The organism is Burkholderia sp. KBS0801 (assembly GCF_005937855.2).
Taxonomy (GTDB): Bacteria; Pseudomonadota; Gammaproteobacteria; order Burkholderiales; family Burkholderiaceae; genus Burkholderia; species Burkholderia ambifaria.
The window spans coordinates 1,918,321-1,932,698 of sequence record NZ_CP042177.1 but is presented as its reverse complement, the minus strand read 5'-3'; the positions used below and the strand labels follow the sequence as shown (position 1 = coordinate 1,932,698).

At 64.9% G+C, this 14,378-nt stretch carries 13 protein-coding genes; 10 read left to right on the top strand and 3 right to left on the bottom strand.

The genetic code is table 11. The features are described from left to right. Positions 1-65 precede the first annotated feature (65 nt). Together FFI87_RS09140 and FFI87_RS09135 are read left to right on the top strand one after the other, a co-directional pair. Entirely contained in the window at positions 66-281 is a 216-nt protein-coding gene (locus tag FFI87_RS09140) for a YdcH family protein (protein ID WP_006755091.1), read from the top strand. A 55-nt stretch (positions 282-336) separates the two neighbouring features. After that, a complete protein-coding gene (locus FFI87_RS09135) occupies positions 337-2,580 on the top strand; it encodes an ATP-dependent DNA helicase (RefSeq protein WP_138847619.1) in 2,244 nt (747 codons plus the stop codon). 78 nt (positions 2,581-2,658) lie between these two features. Here the strand turns inward: FFI87_RS09135 and FFI87_RS09130 are convergent, their stop codons facing one another. Next, positions 2,659-3,483 (bottom strand): outer membrane protein assembly factor BamD, encoded by an 825-nt coding sequence (locus tag FFI87_RS09130; protein ID WP_006755093.1) that lies wholly within the window; start codon positions 3,481-3,483, stop codon positions 2,659-2,661. Between the two features lie 41 nt (positions 3,484-3,524). Here FFI87_RS09130 and FFI87_RS09125 point away from each other — a divergent pair, with 41 nt between their 5' ends. From FFI87_RS09125 to phaR, 7 genes are all read left to right on the top strand, one after another. Further along, complete coding sequence (locus FFI87_RS09125) at positions 3,525-4,751, top strand: RluA family pseudouridine synthase (protein WP_138847620.1); 1,227 nt, start codon at positions 3,525-3,527, stop codon at positions 4,749-4,751. A 6-nt stretch (positions 4,752-4,757) separates the two neighbouring features. Next, positions 4,758-5,597: a peptidoglycan editing factor PgeF gene (pgeF, locus tag FFI87_RS09120; RefSeq protein WP_138847621.1), complete on the top strand. Its 840-nt coding sequence runs from the start codon at positions 4,758-4,760 to the stop codon at positions 5,595-5,597. A 2-nt stretch (positions 5,598-5,599) separates the two neighbouring features. Then, positions 5,600-5,830, top strand: a complete 231-nt coding sequence (locus FFI87_RS09115; protein ID WP_138847622.1) for a hypothetical protein — start codon at positions 5,600-5,602, stop codon at positions 5,828-5,830. Positions 5,831-5,962: 132 nt separating this feature from the next. Then, positions 5,963-7,837, top strand: a complete 1,875-nt coding sequence (gene phaC, locus FFI87_RS09110) for a class I poly(R)-hydroxyalkanoic acid synthase (protein ID WP_138847623.1) — start codon at positions 5,963-5,965, stop codon at positions 7,835-7,837. Between the two features lie 99 nt (positions 7,838-7,936). After that, entirely contained in the window at positions 7,937-9,118 is a 1,182-nt protein-coding gene (locus FFI87_RS09105; RefSeq protein ID WP_012363979.1) for an acetyl-CoA C-acetyltransferase, read from the top strand. A 119-nt stretch (positions 9,119-9,237) separates the two neighbouring features. Beyond that, on the top strand, positions 9,238-9,978 hold the full coding sequence (locus FFI87_RS09100; RefSeq protein ID WP_011657007.1) for a 3-ketoacyl-ACP reductase: 741 nt from the start codon (positions 9,238-9,240) through the stop codon (positions 9,976-9,978). Positions 9,979-10,096: 118 nt separating this feature from the next. After that, complete coding sequence (phaR, locus tag FFI87_RS09095) at positions 10,097-10,663, top strand: polyhydroxyalkanoate synthesis repressor PhaR (RefSeq protein WP_012363978.1); 567 nt, start codon at positions 10,097-10,099, stop codon at positions 10,661-10,663. A 377-nt stretch (positions 10,664-11,040) separates the two neighbouring features. On the opposite strand, the gene FFI87_RS09090 is transcribed toward phaR, so the two are convergent. Together FFI87_RS09090 and FFI87_RS09085 are read right to left on the bottom strand one after the other, a co-directional pair. Then, positions 11,041-11,292: a hypothetical protein gene (locus FFI87_RS09090; protein WP_012363977.1), complete on the bottom strand. Its 252-nt coding sequence runs from the start codon at positions 11,290-11,292 to the stop codon at positions 11,041-11,043. Between the two features lie 288 nt (positions 11,293-11,580). Beyond that, positions 11,581-12,531 (bottom strand): hypothetical protein, encoded by a 951-nt coding sequence (locus tag FFI87_RS09085; protein ID WP_012363976.1) that lies wholly within the window; start codon positions 12,529-12,531, stop codon positions 11,581-11,583. Positions 12,532-13,016: 485 nt separating this feature from the next. Here FFI87_RS09085 and rimO point away from each other — a divergent pair, with 485 nt between their 5' ends. Then, a complete protein-coding gene (gene rimO, locus FFI87_RS09080) occupies positions 13,017-14,378 on the top strand; it encodes a 30S ribosomal protein S12 methylthiotransferase RimO (RefSeq protein WP_138847624.1) in 1,362 nt (453 codons plus the stop codon).

The following is a 14,378-nucleotide window of genomic DNA, read 5'->3' as shown; positions in this document are numbered from 1 at the left end:
ATCCGGACTCAGTCTCGTGCGTGCCGGCACGCCAGTCGGCGCGCTGCTTCGATGAGGAGGCGCATATGCAAAACCGTCCCACGGAACAGCAGCAGGAATTGCACAACCGTTTGGCAGCATTGCAGGAGCAGCACCAGCAGCTCGCTCGAGAGATCGAGCTGAAGGAAGGACACTCCGACATCGACGACATTACGCTGCACCGGCTGAAGAAGGAAAAGCTGGCAGCCAAGGACAAAATCATTTTGCTGCAATCGCAGCTGGAACCGGATAAGCGCGCCTGAGCGCGGCCTGGCAAGCGCCGGCGCCGCCTCGGCGCTGGACACAGGAACGCTTGCCTTGAATTCACCGCTTGAAGCCAACCCCGATGCCCGGCGTGACGCGTCGTCTGCCGGGCGCGTTCGTGCGCCCGAAGGCACGTTCGAGCTGAGCCGCAAGCGCGTCGACGAACTCGACACGATCTTCGGTGAAGGCGGACTGCTTGCGCGCGCGCTCGACGGCTATCATCCGCGTCAGTCGCAGATCGAGATGGCGCGCGCGGTCGCGTCCGCGATGGAGGCGTCCGCGCGCCGGCTGCCGGAACCGGAAATCTTCGAAACCCGCAAGCGGCCCGCGCGCCGCCTCGGCGAAGGCGACAAGGCGGCTGAACCCGCCGCTGACGGAGCGGCGGCCGACGCCGACAGCGACGCCGGCGACAACACGCTGATCGTCGAGGCAGGCACCGGTACCGGCAAGACCTATGCGTACCTGGTGCCCGCGATGCTATGGGGCGGCAAGGTGATCGTGTCGACCGGCACGAAGCACCTGCAGGACCAGCTGTTCCAGCGCGACATCCCGACCGTGCGCAACGCGCTCGCGGTGCCGGTGACGGTCGCGATGCTCAAGGGCCGCTCGAACTACCTGTGCCATTACTATCTGCAGCGCACGGCCGACAACGGCCGCCTGCCGTCGCGGCAGGACACCGCCTACCTGCAGGAAATCGTGCGGTTCGCGAAGATCACGAAAAGCGGCGACAAGGCCGAGCTCGCGAGCGTGCCGGAGACGGCGCCGGTGTGGTCGATGGTCACGTCGACGCGCGACAACTGCCTCGGTCAGGAGTGCCCGCATTACAAGGAGTGCTTCGTGATGCAGGCGCGGCGCGAGGCGCAGCAGGCCGACGTCGTCGTCGTCAACCATCACCTGTTCTTCGCGGACATCATGCTGCGCGACACAGGGATGGCCGAGCTGCTGCCGAACGCGAACACGGTGATCTTCGACGAAGCGCACCAGCTGCCGGAGACGGCGACGCTGTTCTTCGGCGAGACGCTGTCGACCACGCAGATCCTCGAACTCGCACGCGACACGGTCGCCGAAGGCTTGAGCCATGCGCGCGATGCGGTCGAGTGGGTGAAGCTCGGCGGCGATCTCGAACGCGCGGCGCGCGACCTGCGCCTCGCATTCGCGAATGACCAGATCGTGCGCATGTCGCTCGCGCAACTGGGCGACGATCACCCGATGTTCGGCGCACTCGACGCGCTCGAGGCGGCGCTCGATGCGCTCGCATCGGCGCTCGCGAGCCAGGCCGAGCGGGCGGAATCCCTCGGTGCGTGCCTGCGGCGCGCGCGCGAGCTGCAGGACCTGCTCGCGGGCTGGGTCACGCCCGGGGCGGCGCAAGCGGCCGCGCAGGCCGATGCCGCGGCAGCCGGCGACAAGGCGGGTGCCGACGATCCGAACGAGAAGGTGCGCTGGGTCGAAGTGTTCGCGCATACCGTCCAGCTGCACGAGACGCCGTTGTCGGTCGCGCCGATCTTCGCGAAGCAGCGCGCCGGCGTGCCGCGCGCGTGGGTCTTCACGTCGGCGACGCTGTCGGTGCGCGGCGACTTCACGCACTACGCGGCCCAGATGGGCCTCAGCTCGCGGCGCTCGATGACGCTCGCGAGCCCGTTCGACTATCAGACGCAGGGCCTGCTGTACGTGCCGCGCAACCTGCCGCAGCCGTCGTCGCCCGCGTTTACCGATGCCGTATTCGATGCCGCGCTGCCGGCGATCGAGGCGTCGGGCGGCGGCGTCTTCATGCTGTGCACGACGCTGCGCGCAGTCGACCGGATCGCGTCGAAGCTGCGCGACGTGATCGAGTCGCGCGGCTGGAACACGCCGCTGCTGGTGCAGGGCGATGCCAGCCGCACCGAGCTGCTCGACCGCTTCCGTTCGTACGGCAATGCGATTCTCGTGGGCAGCCAGAGCTTCTGGGAAGGTGTCGACGTGCGCGGCGACGCGCTGTCGCTCGTCGTGATCGACAAGCTGCCGTTCGCGCCGCCCGACGATCCGGTGCTGGCCGCCCGACTCGATGCGCTAACGAAGAAGGGCTTGAGCCCGTTCGCGGTCCACCAGCTGCCGCAGGCCGTGATCACGCTGAAGCAGGGCGCGGGCCGCCTGATTCGCGCGGAGACCGATCGCGGCGTGCTGATGATCTGCGACACGCGGCTGGTCGACAAGCCGTACGGTCGCCGGATCTGGCAGAGCCTGCCGCCGTTCAAGCGCACGCGCGAGATCGCGGTCGTGCAGGACTTCTTCGACGAACATCGCGCGGAAAAGCGCGCGTGACGCTCCGCCGCTCGCTACGGGCGGCACCAATAAAAAACCCGGCTCGATGGCCGGGTTTTTTTGTGCGGTGAGCGTCGCTCAGAACTGCCACCACGACTTCTTCGTGCCGGGGCGCGAGTGGCCGGTGATGTACGGGCTGTCCGGGAAGGTCCCCGCGAGCACGCGCTTCGTGTCTTCCGCGAGTTGCGGCTGGTTCAGCTTGCCGTACGACAGGATCATGATGTGCAGCGCGTCCTCGATCGCCGGCGCGCCCTTGTAGTCCTTGATCGCGAGCTGCGCGCGGTTGATTGCCGCGACGTAGGCGCCGCGCCGATAGTAGTAATCGGCCGCGTGTACCTCGTGCGACGCGAGCGCGTTGACGATGTAGCGCATCCGCGCCGCGGCGTCGGGCGCATACTTGCTCTTCGGGTAGCGGTCGACGACGACCTTGAACGCATCGTACGATTCGCGCAGTGCCTGCGGATCGCGCTCGCTCATGTCCTGGCCGGAGAAGCGGCCGAACAGGCCGAGATCGTCGTTGAAGTGGATCATCCCCTTCAGGTAGTACGCGTACGGGATATCCGGGTGATCCGGGTGCAGCTGGATGAAGCGGTCGACGGCCTGGTCGGCGGCTGCCGCTTCGTTGTCCTTCCAGTTGCAGTACGCGACGTTGATCTGCGCCTGTTGCGCGAAATGACCGAACGGATCGCGGCCTTGCAGCGATTCGAAATATTTCGCGCACTTGCCCCAGTCGCCGCCGGACAGTGCATCCTGGGCCTCTGAGTATAATTTGTTGTTCGACCAGGTAGCCGTCTCGTCCTGCTTCTGCGGTAAGCCGTGGCAGCCGGCGATGAGGGCCGCGGCCGCTACCGCCGCAGCTCGGGCGGCGACGGTTTTGGCCGTACGTTTGGTCGAATTCATCATGCTCGCATGTCCTAGCTTCAAGTCTCGGTGACCCAGTCTAAATGACCCGTTCAAGTTCGCAGAATGCCCCGCGGGGCAAGTCAAATCGCGAAGATTATAGCCCAAGCGATCGGCCCGCCGACGCCGCATCGGGGGATTCTCCCGATGCGGCGTCGGCCGCAGGCGCGTTGCAACCGCCTGTCGTGCCGTCCGTGGCGGCCGATGAGACGCCGCGCGTCGTCGAAGTGCCGCTGTCGCTCGCGGGCGAACGCCTCGACAAGGCGCTTGCCCAGCTATTCCCCGAATTCTCCCGCAGCCGCCTGCAGAGCTGGATCGAGGCGCAGCGCGTGCTGATCGACGGCGCGCCGGCGAAGATCCGCCAGCCGGTGCCGCTCGGCGCCAGGATCGAGCTCGTACCCGACCTGCTGCCGGAGCAGCTGGCGTTCACGCCGGAGCCGGTGCCGCTCGACGTGATCTACGAGGACGACGCGCTCCTCGTCATCAACAAGCCGGCCGGCGTCGTCGTCCATCCCGCCGCCGGCAACTGGAGCGGCACGATTCTCAACGGGCTGCTGCATCGCTACGGCGACGCCGCGGCCGGCCTGCCGCGTGCCGGGATCGTACACCGGCTCGACAAGGAAACGTCCGGGCTGATGGTGGTCGCGCGCACGCTTGCCGCGCAGACCGACCTCGTGCGCCAGTTGCAGGCGCGCACGGTGAAGCGCCGCTATTTCGCGCTCGTGTGGGGCACGATGCCCGAAGACGGCACGATCGACGCGCCGATCGGTCGTGATCCGCGCGAGCGCACGCGCATGGCCGTCGTCACCGGGGCGTCGGGCAAGCCCGCGCGCACGCATTTCCGTACGGTTGACACATGCCTGTGGCAACGTCAGCCGGTGTCCGCGATCCAGTGCGACCTCGAAACGGGCCGCACGCACCAGATCCGCGTGCACTGCGCGCATGTCGGGCATCCGCTGCTCGGCGATCCGGTGTACGGGCGCGCGCGCGGCAAGCGCTCGGTCGCGCCGCTGCCGGACGGGTTCGCGCGGCAGGCGCTGCACGCGTGGCGGCTCGGCCTCGTGCATCCGCTCACGGGCAAGACGATGCAGTGGCGCTGCCCGTTGCCGGACGACATGAACGCGCTCATCGCGGCGCTCGGTTTCGGGCAGGCCAGCGAGGAATTCGACGATGACGAAGGCGCCTACGACGATGACGATTTCGCCGGCGAATATCAGGATCACGAGGATTACGACGACGAGTCGGATCCGGACGACGACGAGGAGGAGTGAGTGCCGATGACGAACCTGGCGCCGTTGACGTGGCAGGACTGCGTACAGCCCGACTGGCAGGTGTCACCACGCGTTCGCGCGCTGATCACGACGCGCGACGGCGGTGTGAGCGAAGGTCCTTACGGGCGCTGGCGGGACGGCGCCGAGTTGCCGGGCGGGATGAATCTCGGCTTGCATACCGGTGACGATCCGGCCCATGTCGGCGCGAATCGCGCGCGCTTGCTCGCACTGGCGGGCCAGTCGCGCGCGGCGTGGCTCGAGCAGGTTCACGGCGCGCGGATCGTGCGCGCGGACGAGGTGATCGACGCCGCGCCGGGCGCCGCGGTGCCCGTGCAAGCCGACGCGAGCGTGACGGACCGCGCGGGCGCGGTGTGTGTCGTGATGGTCGCGGATTGCCTGCCGGTGCTGCTGTGCGACGCGCAGGGCCGGGCGGTCGGCGCCGCGCACGCGGGCTGGCGCGGGCTCGCGGCCGGCATCATCGAACAGACCGCGGCTCGCGTCGCGGCGCTCGCCGGCGGCGCGGCGGATGAAGTCCATGCGTACCTCGGGCCGGCGATCGGCCCGCAGGCGTTCGAAGTCGGCGCCGACGTGCGCGACGCGTTTCTCGACACGGCTGCGCAGTCGGAGCATGATGAGACGCGGCAAGCGTTCGTCGCGATCGACGGCGCGCCCGGCAAGTTCCTCGCCGACCTCCATGCGCTCGCGCGCCTGCGCCTCGCGCGTGCAGGTGTTGCGCACGTGAGCGGCGGGTCCGCCTGCACGGTCACCGAACGCACGCGCTTCTATTCATATCGGCGCGACCGCGTGACCGGCCGCATGGCGGCGGCGGTCTGGCTGGCCGATTGACGATGGATCGTGGGCTTGCGCGCGCGGTTTATTGCGCTGCAAAATCGGTTTATCTCGATATTGACGCGGCAATGCGGCGTTGCATGGGCAACCGAATGAATAATCCCGAAGTCAAGTCAACCAAAATATTTGATGGTTCGCCGGAAGCCTTGTCCCGCCTGTTGCGCGCGGATTATCTTCGGGCAGAAACGTTCAGTGGTTTGACGCAGGGCTTCACATGGGGAAAACGATAATGATAAAAATACCGCACTGCGGCAGAATCTGGAGACGCCTCTCCAGAGCATGACGGCCCGGCTCGCAGCCGGCACGCCGCGCGCGAGCAGGATTTCACGATTGACGCTCACGAATCACCGGTAAGGCAGGTAATGACAGCATCGAAAAATTCGTCGACGTCCGCTCAGGCGGGCACGTCCGCAGGTAGCGCCGGATTCGGCCAGGCGGTCCAGCCGATGCAGCAGATGTTCGAAGCATGGCTGAATGCCTGGCGTGGTTTCGCCGATCCGGCTCGGGCCGCCACGGCGGCGACCACCGCGAACCCGTTCGCCGCATTCCAGTTCCCGACATCGCTTCCGTTCCAGATGCCGTCGATGCCCGATCTGAGCAGCTTCGGCGGCATGGCGTCGCCGTTCGCGGGGCTGAAGCTGCCGGCGGCCGCGATCTCGCCCGAACGGCTCCAGAAGTTGCAGGCCGACTATGCGCGCGACTGCGTGACGCTGATGCAGCAGGCGGCCGCCGCGAAGCTCGAGTCGCCCGAACTGAAAGACCGCCGCTTCAGCTCGGATGCGTGGAAGGCCTCGCCCGCGCACGCGTTCGCGGCGGCGTGGTATCTGCTCAACGCGCGCTACCTGCAGGAACTGGCCGACGCGCTCGAGACCGATCCGAAGACGCGCGAACGCATTCGTTTCTCCGTCCAGCAATGGACGGCCGCCGCCGCGCCGAGCAACTTCCTCGCGCTCAATCCCGATGCCCAGAAGTCGATCCTCGAGACGCAGGGCGAAAGCCTGCGGCAGGGGATGATGAACCTGCTCGGCGACATGCGGCGCGGCAAGATTTCGCAGACCGACGAATCGCAATTCGTGGTCGGCAAGAACCTCGGGTGCACCGAAGGCGCGGTCGTCTACGAGAACGACCTGATCCAGCTGATCCAGTATTCGCCGAAGACGGACAAGGTGTTCGAGCGGCCGCTGCTGATCGTGCCGCCGTGCATCAACAAGTTCTACATCCTCGACCTGCAGCCCGAGAATTCGCTCGTCGCGCATGCGCTGTCGAGCGGCCATCAGGTGTTCCTCGTGTCGTGGCGCAACGCCGATGCATCGGTCGCGCACAAGACGTGGGACGACTACATGAACGAAGGGCTGCTCGCCGCGATCGACGCGGTGCAGCAGGTCAGCGGCCGCGAGCAGATCAACACGCTCGGCTTCTGCGTCGGCGGCACGATGCTCGCGACCGCGCTGGCGGTGCTCGCCGCGCGCGGCGAACATCCGGCCGCCTCGATGACGCTGCTGACCGCGATGCTCGACTTCACCGACACCGGCATCCTCGACGTGTTCGTCGACGAGGCGCACGTGCAGATGCGCGAGCAGACCATCGGCGGCAAGAACGGCACGGCGCCGGGGCTGATGCGCGGCGTCGAGTTCGCGAACACGTTCTCGTTCCTGCGGCCGAACGACCTCGTGTGGAACTACGTCGTCGACAACTACCTGAAGGGCCGCACGCCCGCGCCGTTCGACCTGCTGTACTGGAACAGCGACTCGACGAGCCTGCCCGGTCCGATGTACGCGTGGTACCTGCGCAATACCTATCTCGAGAACAAGCTCCGCGTGCCGGGCGCGCTGACCGTGTGCGGCGAATCCGTCGACCTGTCGCGCATCGACGTGCCGACCTTCATCTACGGGTCGCGCGAGGATCACATCGTGCCGTGGCAGACGGCCTACGCGTCGACGTCGATCCTGACGGGCCCGCTGAAGTTCGTGCTGGGCGCGTCGGGTCACATCGCGGGCGTGATCAATCCGCCGGCGAAGAAGAAGCGCAGCTTCTGGGTCAACGAAGGCGACCTGCCCGAATCCGCGGACGACTGGCTTGCCGGCGCGACCGAGCAGCCGGGCAGCTGGTGGACGACCTGGGTCGAGTGGCTCGATCAGTACGGCGGCCGCAAGGTGGCGCCGCCTGCCCAGCCCGGTTCCGCGCAGTTCCCGGTGATCGAGCCGGCGCCGGGCCGTTACGTGTTGCAGCGCGATTGACGAAAGCCGGACGGCAGCGCACGCTGTCCGGTGCACCGCAGTTTTTTTAACAGGGCCGGTAACGATGCGCCGTGTCGTGCGGGCCTGGAGGAAAGGGAAATGACGGACGTAGTGATCGTATCGGCCGCGCGGACCGCGGTCGGCAAATTCGGCGGCTCGCTCGCGAAGATCGCGGCACCGGAACTGGGCGCGACGGTGATTCGCGCGGTGCTGGAGCGCTCGGGCGTGAAGCCCGAAGAGGTGAGCGAAGTGATCATGGGCCAGGTGCTGGCGGCCGGCTCGGGGCAGAACCCGGCGCGTCAGTCGCTGATCAAGGCCGGCCTGCCGAGCGCGGTGCCGGGCATGACGATCAACAAGGTGTGCGGCTCGGGCCTGAAGGCCGTGATGCTGGCGGCGAACGCGATCGCGGCGGGCGACGCGGAGATCGTGATCGCGGGCGGCCAGGAAAACATGAGCGCGGCGCCGCACGTGCTGCCGGGCTCGCGCGACGGGTTCCGGATGGGTGACGCGAAGCTGGTCGACACGATGATCGTCGACGGCCTGTGGGACGTGTACAACCAGTACCACATGGGCATCACGGCGGAGAACGTCGCGAAGGAATACGGGATCACGCGCGACGAGCAGGACGCGTTCGCGGCGCTGTCGCAGAACAAGGCGGAAGCCGCGCAGAAGGCCGGCCGCTTCAACGACGAGATCGTGCCGGTGTCGATTCCGCAGCGCAAGGGCGAGCCGCTGCAGTTCGCGACCGACGAGTTCGTGCGTCACGGCGTGACGGCGGAATCGCTGGCGGGCCTGAAGCCGGCGTTCGCGAAGGAAGGCACGGTGACGGCGGCGAACGCGTCGGGGCTGAACGACGGCGCGGCGGCGGTGCTGGTGATGTCGGCGCAGAAGGCGGCGGCGCTGGGCCTGACGCCGCTGGCGCGGATCAAGGCGTACGCGAACGCGGGCGTGGATCCGAGCGTGATGGGCATGGGCCCGGTGCCGGCATCGCGTCGCGCGCTGGAGCGTGCGGGCTGGACGCCGGGCGACCTGGACCTGATGGAAATCAACGAGGCATTCGCGGCGCAGGCGCTGGCGGTGCACAAGCAGATGGGCTGGGACACGTCGAAGGTGAACGTGAACGGCGGGGCGATCGCGATCGGTCACCCGATCGGCGCGTCGGGCTGCCGGATCCTGGTGACGCTGCTGCACGAGATGGTCAAGCGCGACGCGAAGCGCGGTCTGGCGTCGCTGTGCATCGGCGGCGGGATGGGTGTCGCACTCGCGGTCGAACGTCCGTAACCGGTCGTCCGTCGACGCCAAACCAATCCGTGCGCCGGACGATTGCGGCTTCGGCCGGCGCCACGTGAAGTCAGAGGGGCCTCCGGCGGGTCTCGAAACCAAAAAATGGAGTGAGATTTATGTCTCAGCGAATTGCGTACGTAACGGGCGGGATGGGCGGCATCGGCACCAGCATCTGCCAGCGTCTGTTGAAAGACGGCTTCAAGGTGGTCGCGGGTTGCGGCCCGAACTCGCCGCGCCGTGTGAAATGGCTCGAGGACCAGAAGGCGCTCGGCTACGATTTCATCGCGTCGGAAGGCAACGTCGGCGACTGGGACTCGACCAAGGCAGCGTTCGACAAGGTCAAGGCCGAAGTCGGCGAGATCGACGTGCTGGTCAACAACGCGGGCATCACGCGCGACGTCGTGTTCCGCAAGATGACGCACGAAGACTGGACGGCCGTGATCGACACCAACCTGACGAGCCTGTTCAACGTGACGAAGCAGGTGATCGACGGCATGGTCGAGCGTGGCTGGGGCCGGATCATCAACATTTCGTCGGTGAATGGCCAGAAGGGGCAATTCGGGCAGACGAACTACTCGACCGCGAAGGCCGGCATCCACGGTTTCACGATGTCGCTCGCGCAGGAAGTCGCAACGAAGGGCGTGACGGTCAACACCGTTTCCCCCGGCTACATCGGCACCGACATGGTGAAGGCGATCCGTCCGGACGTGCTCGAGAAAATCGTCGCGACGATCCCGGTGCGTCGTCTTGGCGCGCCGGAGGAAATCGGTTCGATCGTCGCGTGGCTCGCGTCGAACGAATCCGGTTTTTCGACGGGCGCCGACTTCTCGCTGAACGGCGGCCTGCACATGGGCTGAACGTCGGGCTGCCCGGGCCCGGTTGGCCGCGCAGCCTGGCGTTTCCGAAAGCCCCCGCCTCCCGGATTCGGGAGGCGGGGATTTGTCACTTGCGCTACGCTGCACTCAAAGGCGTTACATGACTACTACAAAGAAAACGGCCGAGCGGCTCATCAAGAAGTACCCGAACCGCCGGCTCTACGATACCGAGACGAGCACGTACATCACGCTGACCGACGTCAAGCAACTCGTGCTGGAACAAGAGGACTTCAAGGTCGTCGATGCGAAATCCAACGAAGACCTGACGCGCAGCATCCTGCTGCAGATCATCCTCGAGGAGGAGAGTGGCGGCGTGCCGATGTTCTCGTCGTCGATGCTGTCGCAGATCATCCGTTTCTACGGTCATGCGATGCAGGGCATGATGGGCACGTACCTGGAAAAGAACATCCAGGCGTTCATCGACATCCAGAACAAGCTTGCCGATCAGTCGAAGAACCTCTACGAAGGCAACGCGATGAATCCGGAGGTCTGGTCGCAGTTCATGAACATGCAGGCGCCGATGATGCAAGGGATGATGACGAGCTACATCGAGCAGTCGAAGAACATGTTCGTGCAGATGCAGGAGCAGATGCAGAACCAGGCGAAGTCGATGTTCAGCACGTTCCCGTTCAAGCAACCGGGCGCGACGGAGCCCGAAAAGAAGTAACGCTTGCGCGGCAAGCCGGCCGCCGCGGCGCACGCCGCCGGACGGCCGGTACTGCGGCGTGCGGCGGTGCGATGCGGCCGATCGGGTGCTCGGGCACGACGATGGTTGGCAGGCCATTGCCGCGAGATGTCGCCGACGATCGTTCTTGGTCGTCGGCACCGAATGCCTGCACCCTCGCGTGCGGCAGGCATGACCGTTGTCCGGTCGATCGAATTCCAATAAGCAGCGAAATGCAACCGGGACATGTCGTGCCCGATGGCACGCGTCTAGTTACGGCGCGGGCTTGCTTACGCTCCCGTTGCGGGGCGTTTTCGCGAAAGGCGGTCCGCACGCCTGCGATTGCCGTGGCAACGCCGACGTTATCGGACCGGATGGGTTCAGAGTGCCGGGAATCCCTGCTCGTCGTCCTGCGGAGGCAGGTCGAGCACGAGCTTGACGGCGCTGTAGTTGGCCTTCAGCGAAAACACGCGACCGATCACGAGAAACGTCTGCCGCGAATTCTCGAGTTCGACGAAGTCGCCGGGTTGCGGCACATGGGCGCCCTGGTCATAGGAAAAGCTGGTGCTGGTCTGCTCGTCGATGGCTTCGGTGGCGTGCTCGGTGAATTCGATCGTGATGTGCGTGGTCATGCGAACCCCGTTGGGTAGAAGAGAACGGATATCGGGATTTTCGCATGGCGGCACCGAAGGTCATTAAATATAACCTCGGTCCCGTACGACGGTTTGAACTGGGCAGAGACTTGCTCGCGGCCTCGTGTGCGGGCAGATGGCTGGCGACTGTCCGTGCTAGTTGCGTCGGCCGATAGCCCAGCTGCAGCTATCGGCCGTATGCCAGCCTGACCGCTTATGCGGACTCGCTAGCGGGCCGGCGGCGATAACAGAAGACCTTGAAAATGATCGCGCCGGCGATGGGTAGCATCATTGTTCTTCCATTGATGCATAGGGGATTGCTAGCTCGGGTTGCCAGTTGATGCCGTCGGACGTCGACGTATAAAAAATGCTCGAATCGGAGGCGCTTTGGTGCGCGAGGTAAAGCTTGTTGTTGAACACAGCCAATGAAACCGGCGCGTTGGTCTGGGGGATGCCCAGGAGAAGTTCCACCGGGAATTGCCAGTTAATACCATCGGACGTCCAGGTGTAATAGATGTTAGTGTTGGAGTCGGGAGAGCCTTTATACGCCAGGTAAAGATTCCCCTTGAATGCTGCCAATGCAACTGGCACGGTGGTCGAGACAATGTCAGGTCGTACTATATTCTCCTGTACCCAATTAATGCCATCGGATGACGACGTGTAGAAAATTTTGGCGTCGGAAGCGCCTTTGTGCGCCAAGTACAACTTCGTGCCAAATGCGGCCAACGCAACCGCCTGGGTGGTCTTGGCGACGCCCGAAAGGACCGGAGTCGGCGATGGTGCCCAGGCCGAGCCGTTGAAGGTACTGGTATAAATGTTGTTGCTGGAGGCCTGTTTGAACGCCAGGTACAGCTTCGTCTTGAAGTCCGCCAATGCGACAGGAGTGTCGGTTTTGCAATTCTGCACGCCCTTGTCATTCCCCCATTGGGAGCCATTGGTTGAATTGTAATAAACCGCTGGGTCGGTCCCGGAGCCTTTGTGAGCCATATACAAATTCGCATTGAATGATGCTAATGCAATGGCTTGATTGGTCGTGTCGATGTTGTTGACTAGCGTGGCGCGCGACCAGTTTGTGCCATCGTATGTTTGGTATTGCATTTTTGTCGTTTTTTGATCTTTGTAGACCAAGTACAACTTCCCGTTGAATGCAGCAATTGCAGGCCAATTCGCTGTCTGGGCTGCATCGGTGGAAACGTCTTGATCGTTTTCTTCGTCAACAAGCCGATTATTGTCATTCATGATATGACCCTCTGGATTGTTAATGGAGCTAGACTGGCCGATGTATTTGGGCCGGCACGTGAAACTTGAAAGCTCACGTGCAATAAACGTAGTCGTGTTCACGGGGCAGAGCCATTACACCCGATTACGCGCCTATGCCATCGGAACGTAGCGCGATTGGATGGGGCCGAGCTTGCGACGACCTGGCCCGGCTGGGACGATTCGGCCCTTCGGCTTCTTCCGGACGGAGTCGGCCGGTACCTCGTTGTCCGCGACGGCGCGCAGGGATACGCTAAGCGCGCGTTGCCCGATGTACCGCTGCCGACAGGCCGACAGACCCTCATCCCGAACAGAAAGGGACGCATCAACTCCCCATCCCCGATCCACTGCAGATCTGGCGGCCTGTCCGATCGAGCACTCCACGGCCGTTTCCCCCGCTTGTTTTGGCTCGCCGCCCATAAATAGCTGTAAACTCACGCTTTTGCCGCCACGCCCCCACATTCCAGATGTCTCAGTCCCCCAAAGTAGGCTTCGTATCGCTCGGGTGCCCGAAAGCCCTCGTCGACTCCGAACAAATCATCACGCAGCTGCGCGCCGAAGGTTATGAAATCTCCGGTACGTACGACGGCGCCGACCTGGTCGTCGTCAACACCTGCGGTTTCATCGACGAAGCGGTGCAGGAAAGCCTCGATGCAATCGGCGAAGCGCTGACCGAGAACGGCAAGGTGATCGTCACCGGCTGCCTCGGCGCGAAGTCCAGCGCGAGCGGTTCGAACCTCATCGAGGAAGTCCATCCGAAGGTGCTCGCCGTCACCGGCCCGCACGCGGTGGGCGAAGTGATGCAGGCCGTGCATTCGCACCTGCCGAAGCCGCACGACCCGTTCGTCGATCTCGTGCCGGCCGCCGGCATCAAGCTCACGCCGCGCCACTACGCATACCTGAAGATCTCCGAAGGCTGCAACCACCGCTGCACGTTCTGCATCATCCCGTCGATGCGCGGCGATCTCGTATCGCGTCCGGTCGCCGAGGTGATGCTCGAGGCGGAGAACCTGTTCAAGTCGGGCGTGAAGGAACTGCTGGTGATCTCGCAGGACACGAGCGCGTACGGCGTCGACGTGAAGTACCGCACGGGCTTCTGGAACGGCAAGCCGATCAAGACGCGCATGACCGACCTGGTCGCCGCGCTCGGCGAACTCGCCGCGCAGTACGGCGCATGGGTGCGCTTGCACTACGTGTATCCGTATCCGAGCGTCGACGAAGTCATTCCGCTGATGGCCGACGGCCCGTTCAAGGGCCACGTGCTGCCGTATCTCGACGTGCCGTTCCAGCACGCGCATCCGGAAGTGCTCAAGCGCATGAAGCGGCCGGCCAACGCGGAGAAGGTGCTCGAGCGCGTGCAGAAGTGGCGCGAGATCTGCCCGGACCTGACGATCCGCAGCACGTTCATCGCCGGCTTCCCCGGCGAGACGGAAGAGCAGTTCGAAACGCTGCTCGACTTCATCCGCGAAGCGGAACTCGATCGCGTCGGCTGTTTTGCGTATTCGCCGGTCGAAGGCGCGACCGCGAACGAACTGGACGGCGCGCTGCCGGACGACGTTCGCGAAGCACGCCGCGCGCGCTTCATGGAAGTCGCCGAGGAAGTGTCGGCGCAGCGCATTCAGCGCAAGGTCGGCAAGACCCTCAAGGTGCTGATCGACGAAGTCAGCGCAGAAGGCGGCATCGGCCGCACGGCGGCGGATGCGCCGGAGATCGACGGCGTCGTCTACGTCGAGCCGGCGACGAAGGCGTCGAAGCGCTACAAGGTCGGCGATTTCGTGTCGGTGAAGATCACGGGCGCGGACGGCCACGACCTGTGGGGCGAGGTTTAA

Bases quoted from the DNA above. Each gene is read 5' to 3' on its own strand.
- FFI87_RS09140 (WP_006755091.1), top strand. From the start codon at position 66: ATGCAAAACCGTCCCACGGAACAGCAGCAGGAATTGCACAACCGTTTG.
- FFI87_RS09130 (WP_006755093.1), bottom strand. From the start codon at position 3,483: ATGATGAATTCGACCAAACGTACGGCCAAAACCGTCGCCGCCCGAGCT.
- FFI87_RS09125 (WP_138847620.1), top strand. From the start codon at position 3,525: ATGACCCGTTCAAGTTCGCAGAATGCCCCGCGGGGCAAGTCAAATCGC.
- pgeF (WP_138847621.1), top strand. From the start codon at position 4,758: ATGACGAACCTGGCGCCGTTGACGTGGCAGGACTGCGTACAGCCCGAC.
- FFI87_RS09115 (WP_138847622.1), top strand. From the start codon at position 5,600: ATGGATCGTGGGCTTGCGCGCGCGGTTTATTGCGCTGCAAAATCGGTT.
- phaC (WP_138847623.1), top strand. From the start codon at position 5,963: ATGACAGCATCGAAAAATTCGTCGACGTCCGCTCAGGCGGGCACGTCC.
- FFI87_RS09105 (WP_012363979.1), top strand. From the start codon at position 7,937: ATGACGGACGTAGTGATCGTATCGGCCGCGCGGACCGCGGTCGGCAAA.
- FFI87_RS09100 (WP_011657007.1), top strand. From the start codon at position 9,238: ATGTCTCAGCGAATTGCGTACGTAACGGGCGGGATGGGCGGCATCGGC.
- phaR (WP_012363978.1), top strand. From the start codon at position 10,097: ATGACTACTACAAAGAAAACGGCCGAGCGGCTCATCAAGAAGTACCCG.
- FFI87_RS09090 (WP_012363977.1), bottom strand. From the start codon at position 11,292: ATGACCACGCACATCACGATCGAATTCACCGAGCACGCCACCGAAGCC.
- FFI87_RS09085 (WP_012363976.1), bottom strand. From the start codon at position 12,531: ATGAATGACAATAATCGGCTTGTTGACGAAGAAAACGATCAAGACGTT.
- rimO (WP_138847624.1), top strand. From the start codon at position 13,017: ATGTCTCAGTCCCCCAAAGTAGGCTTCGTATCGCTCGGGTGCCCGAAA.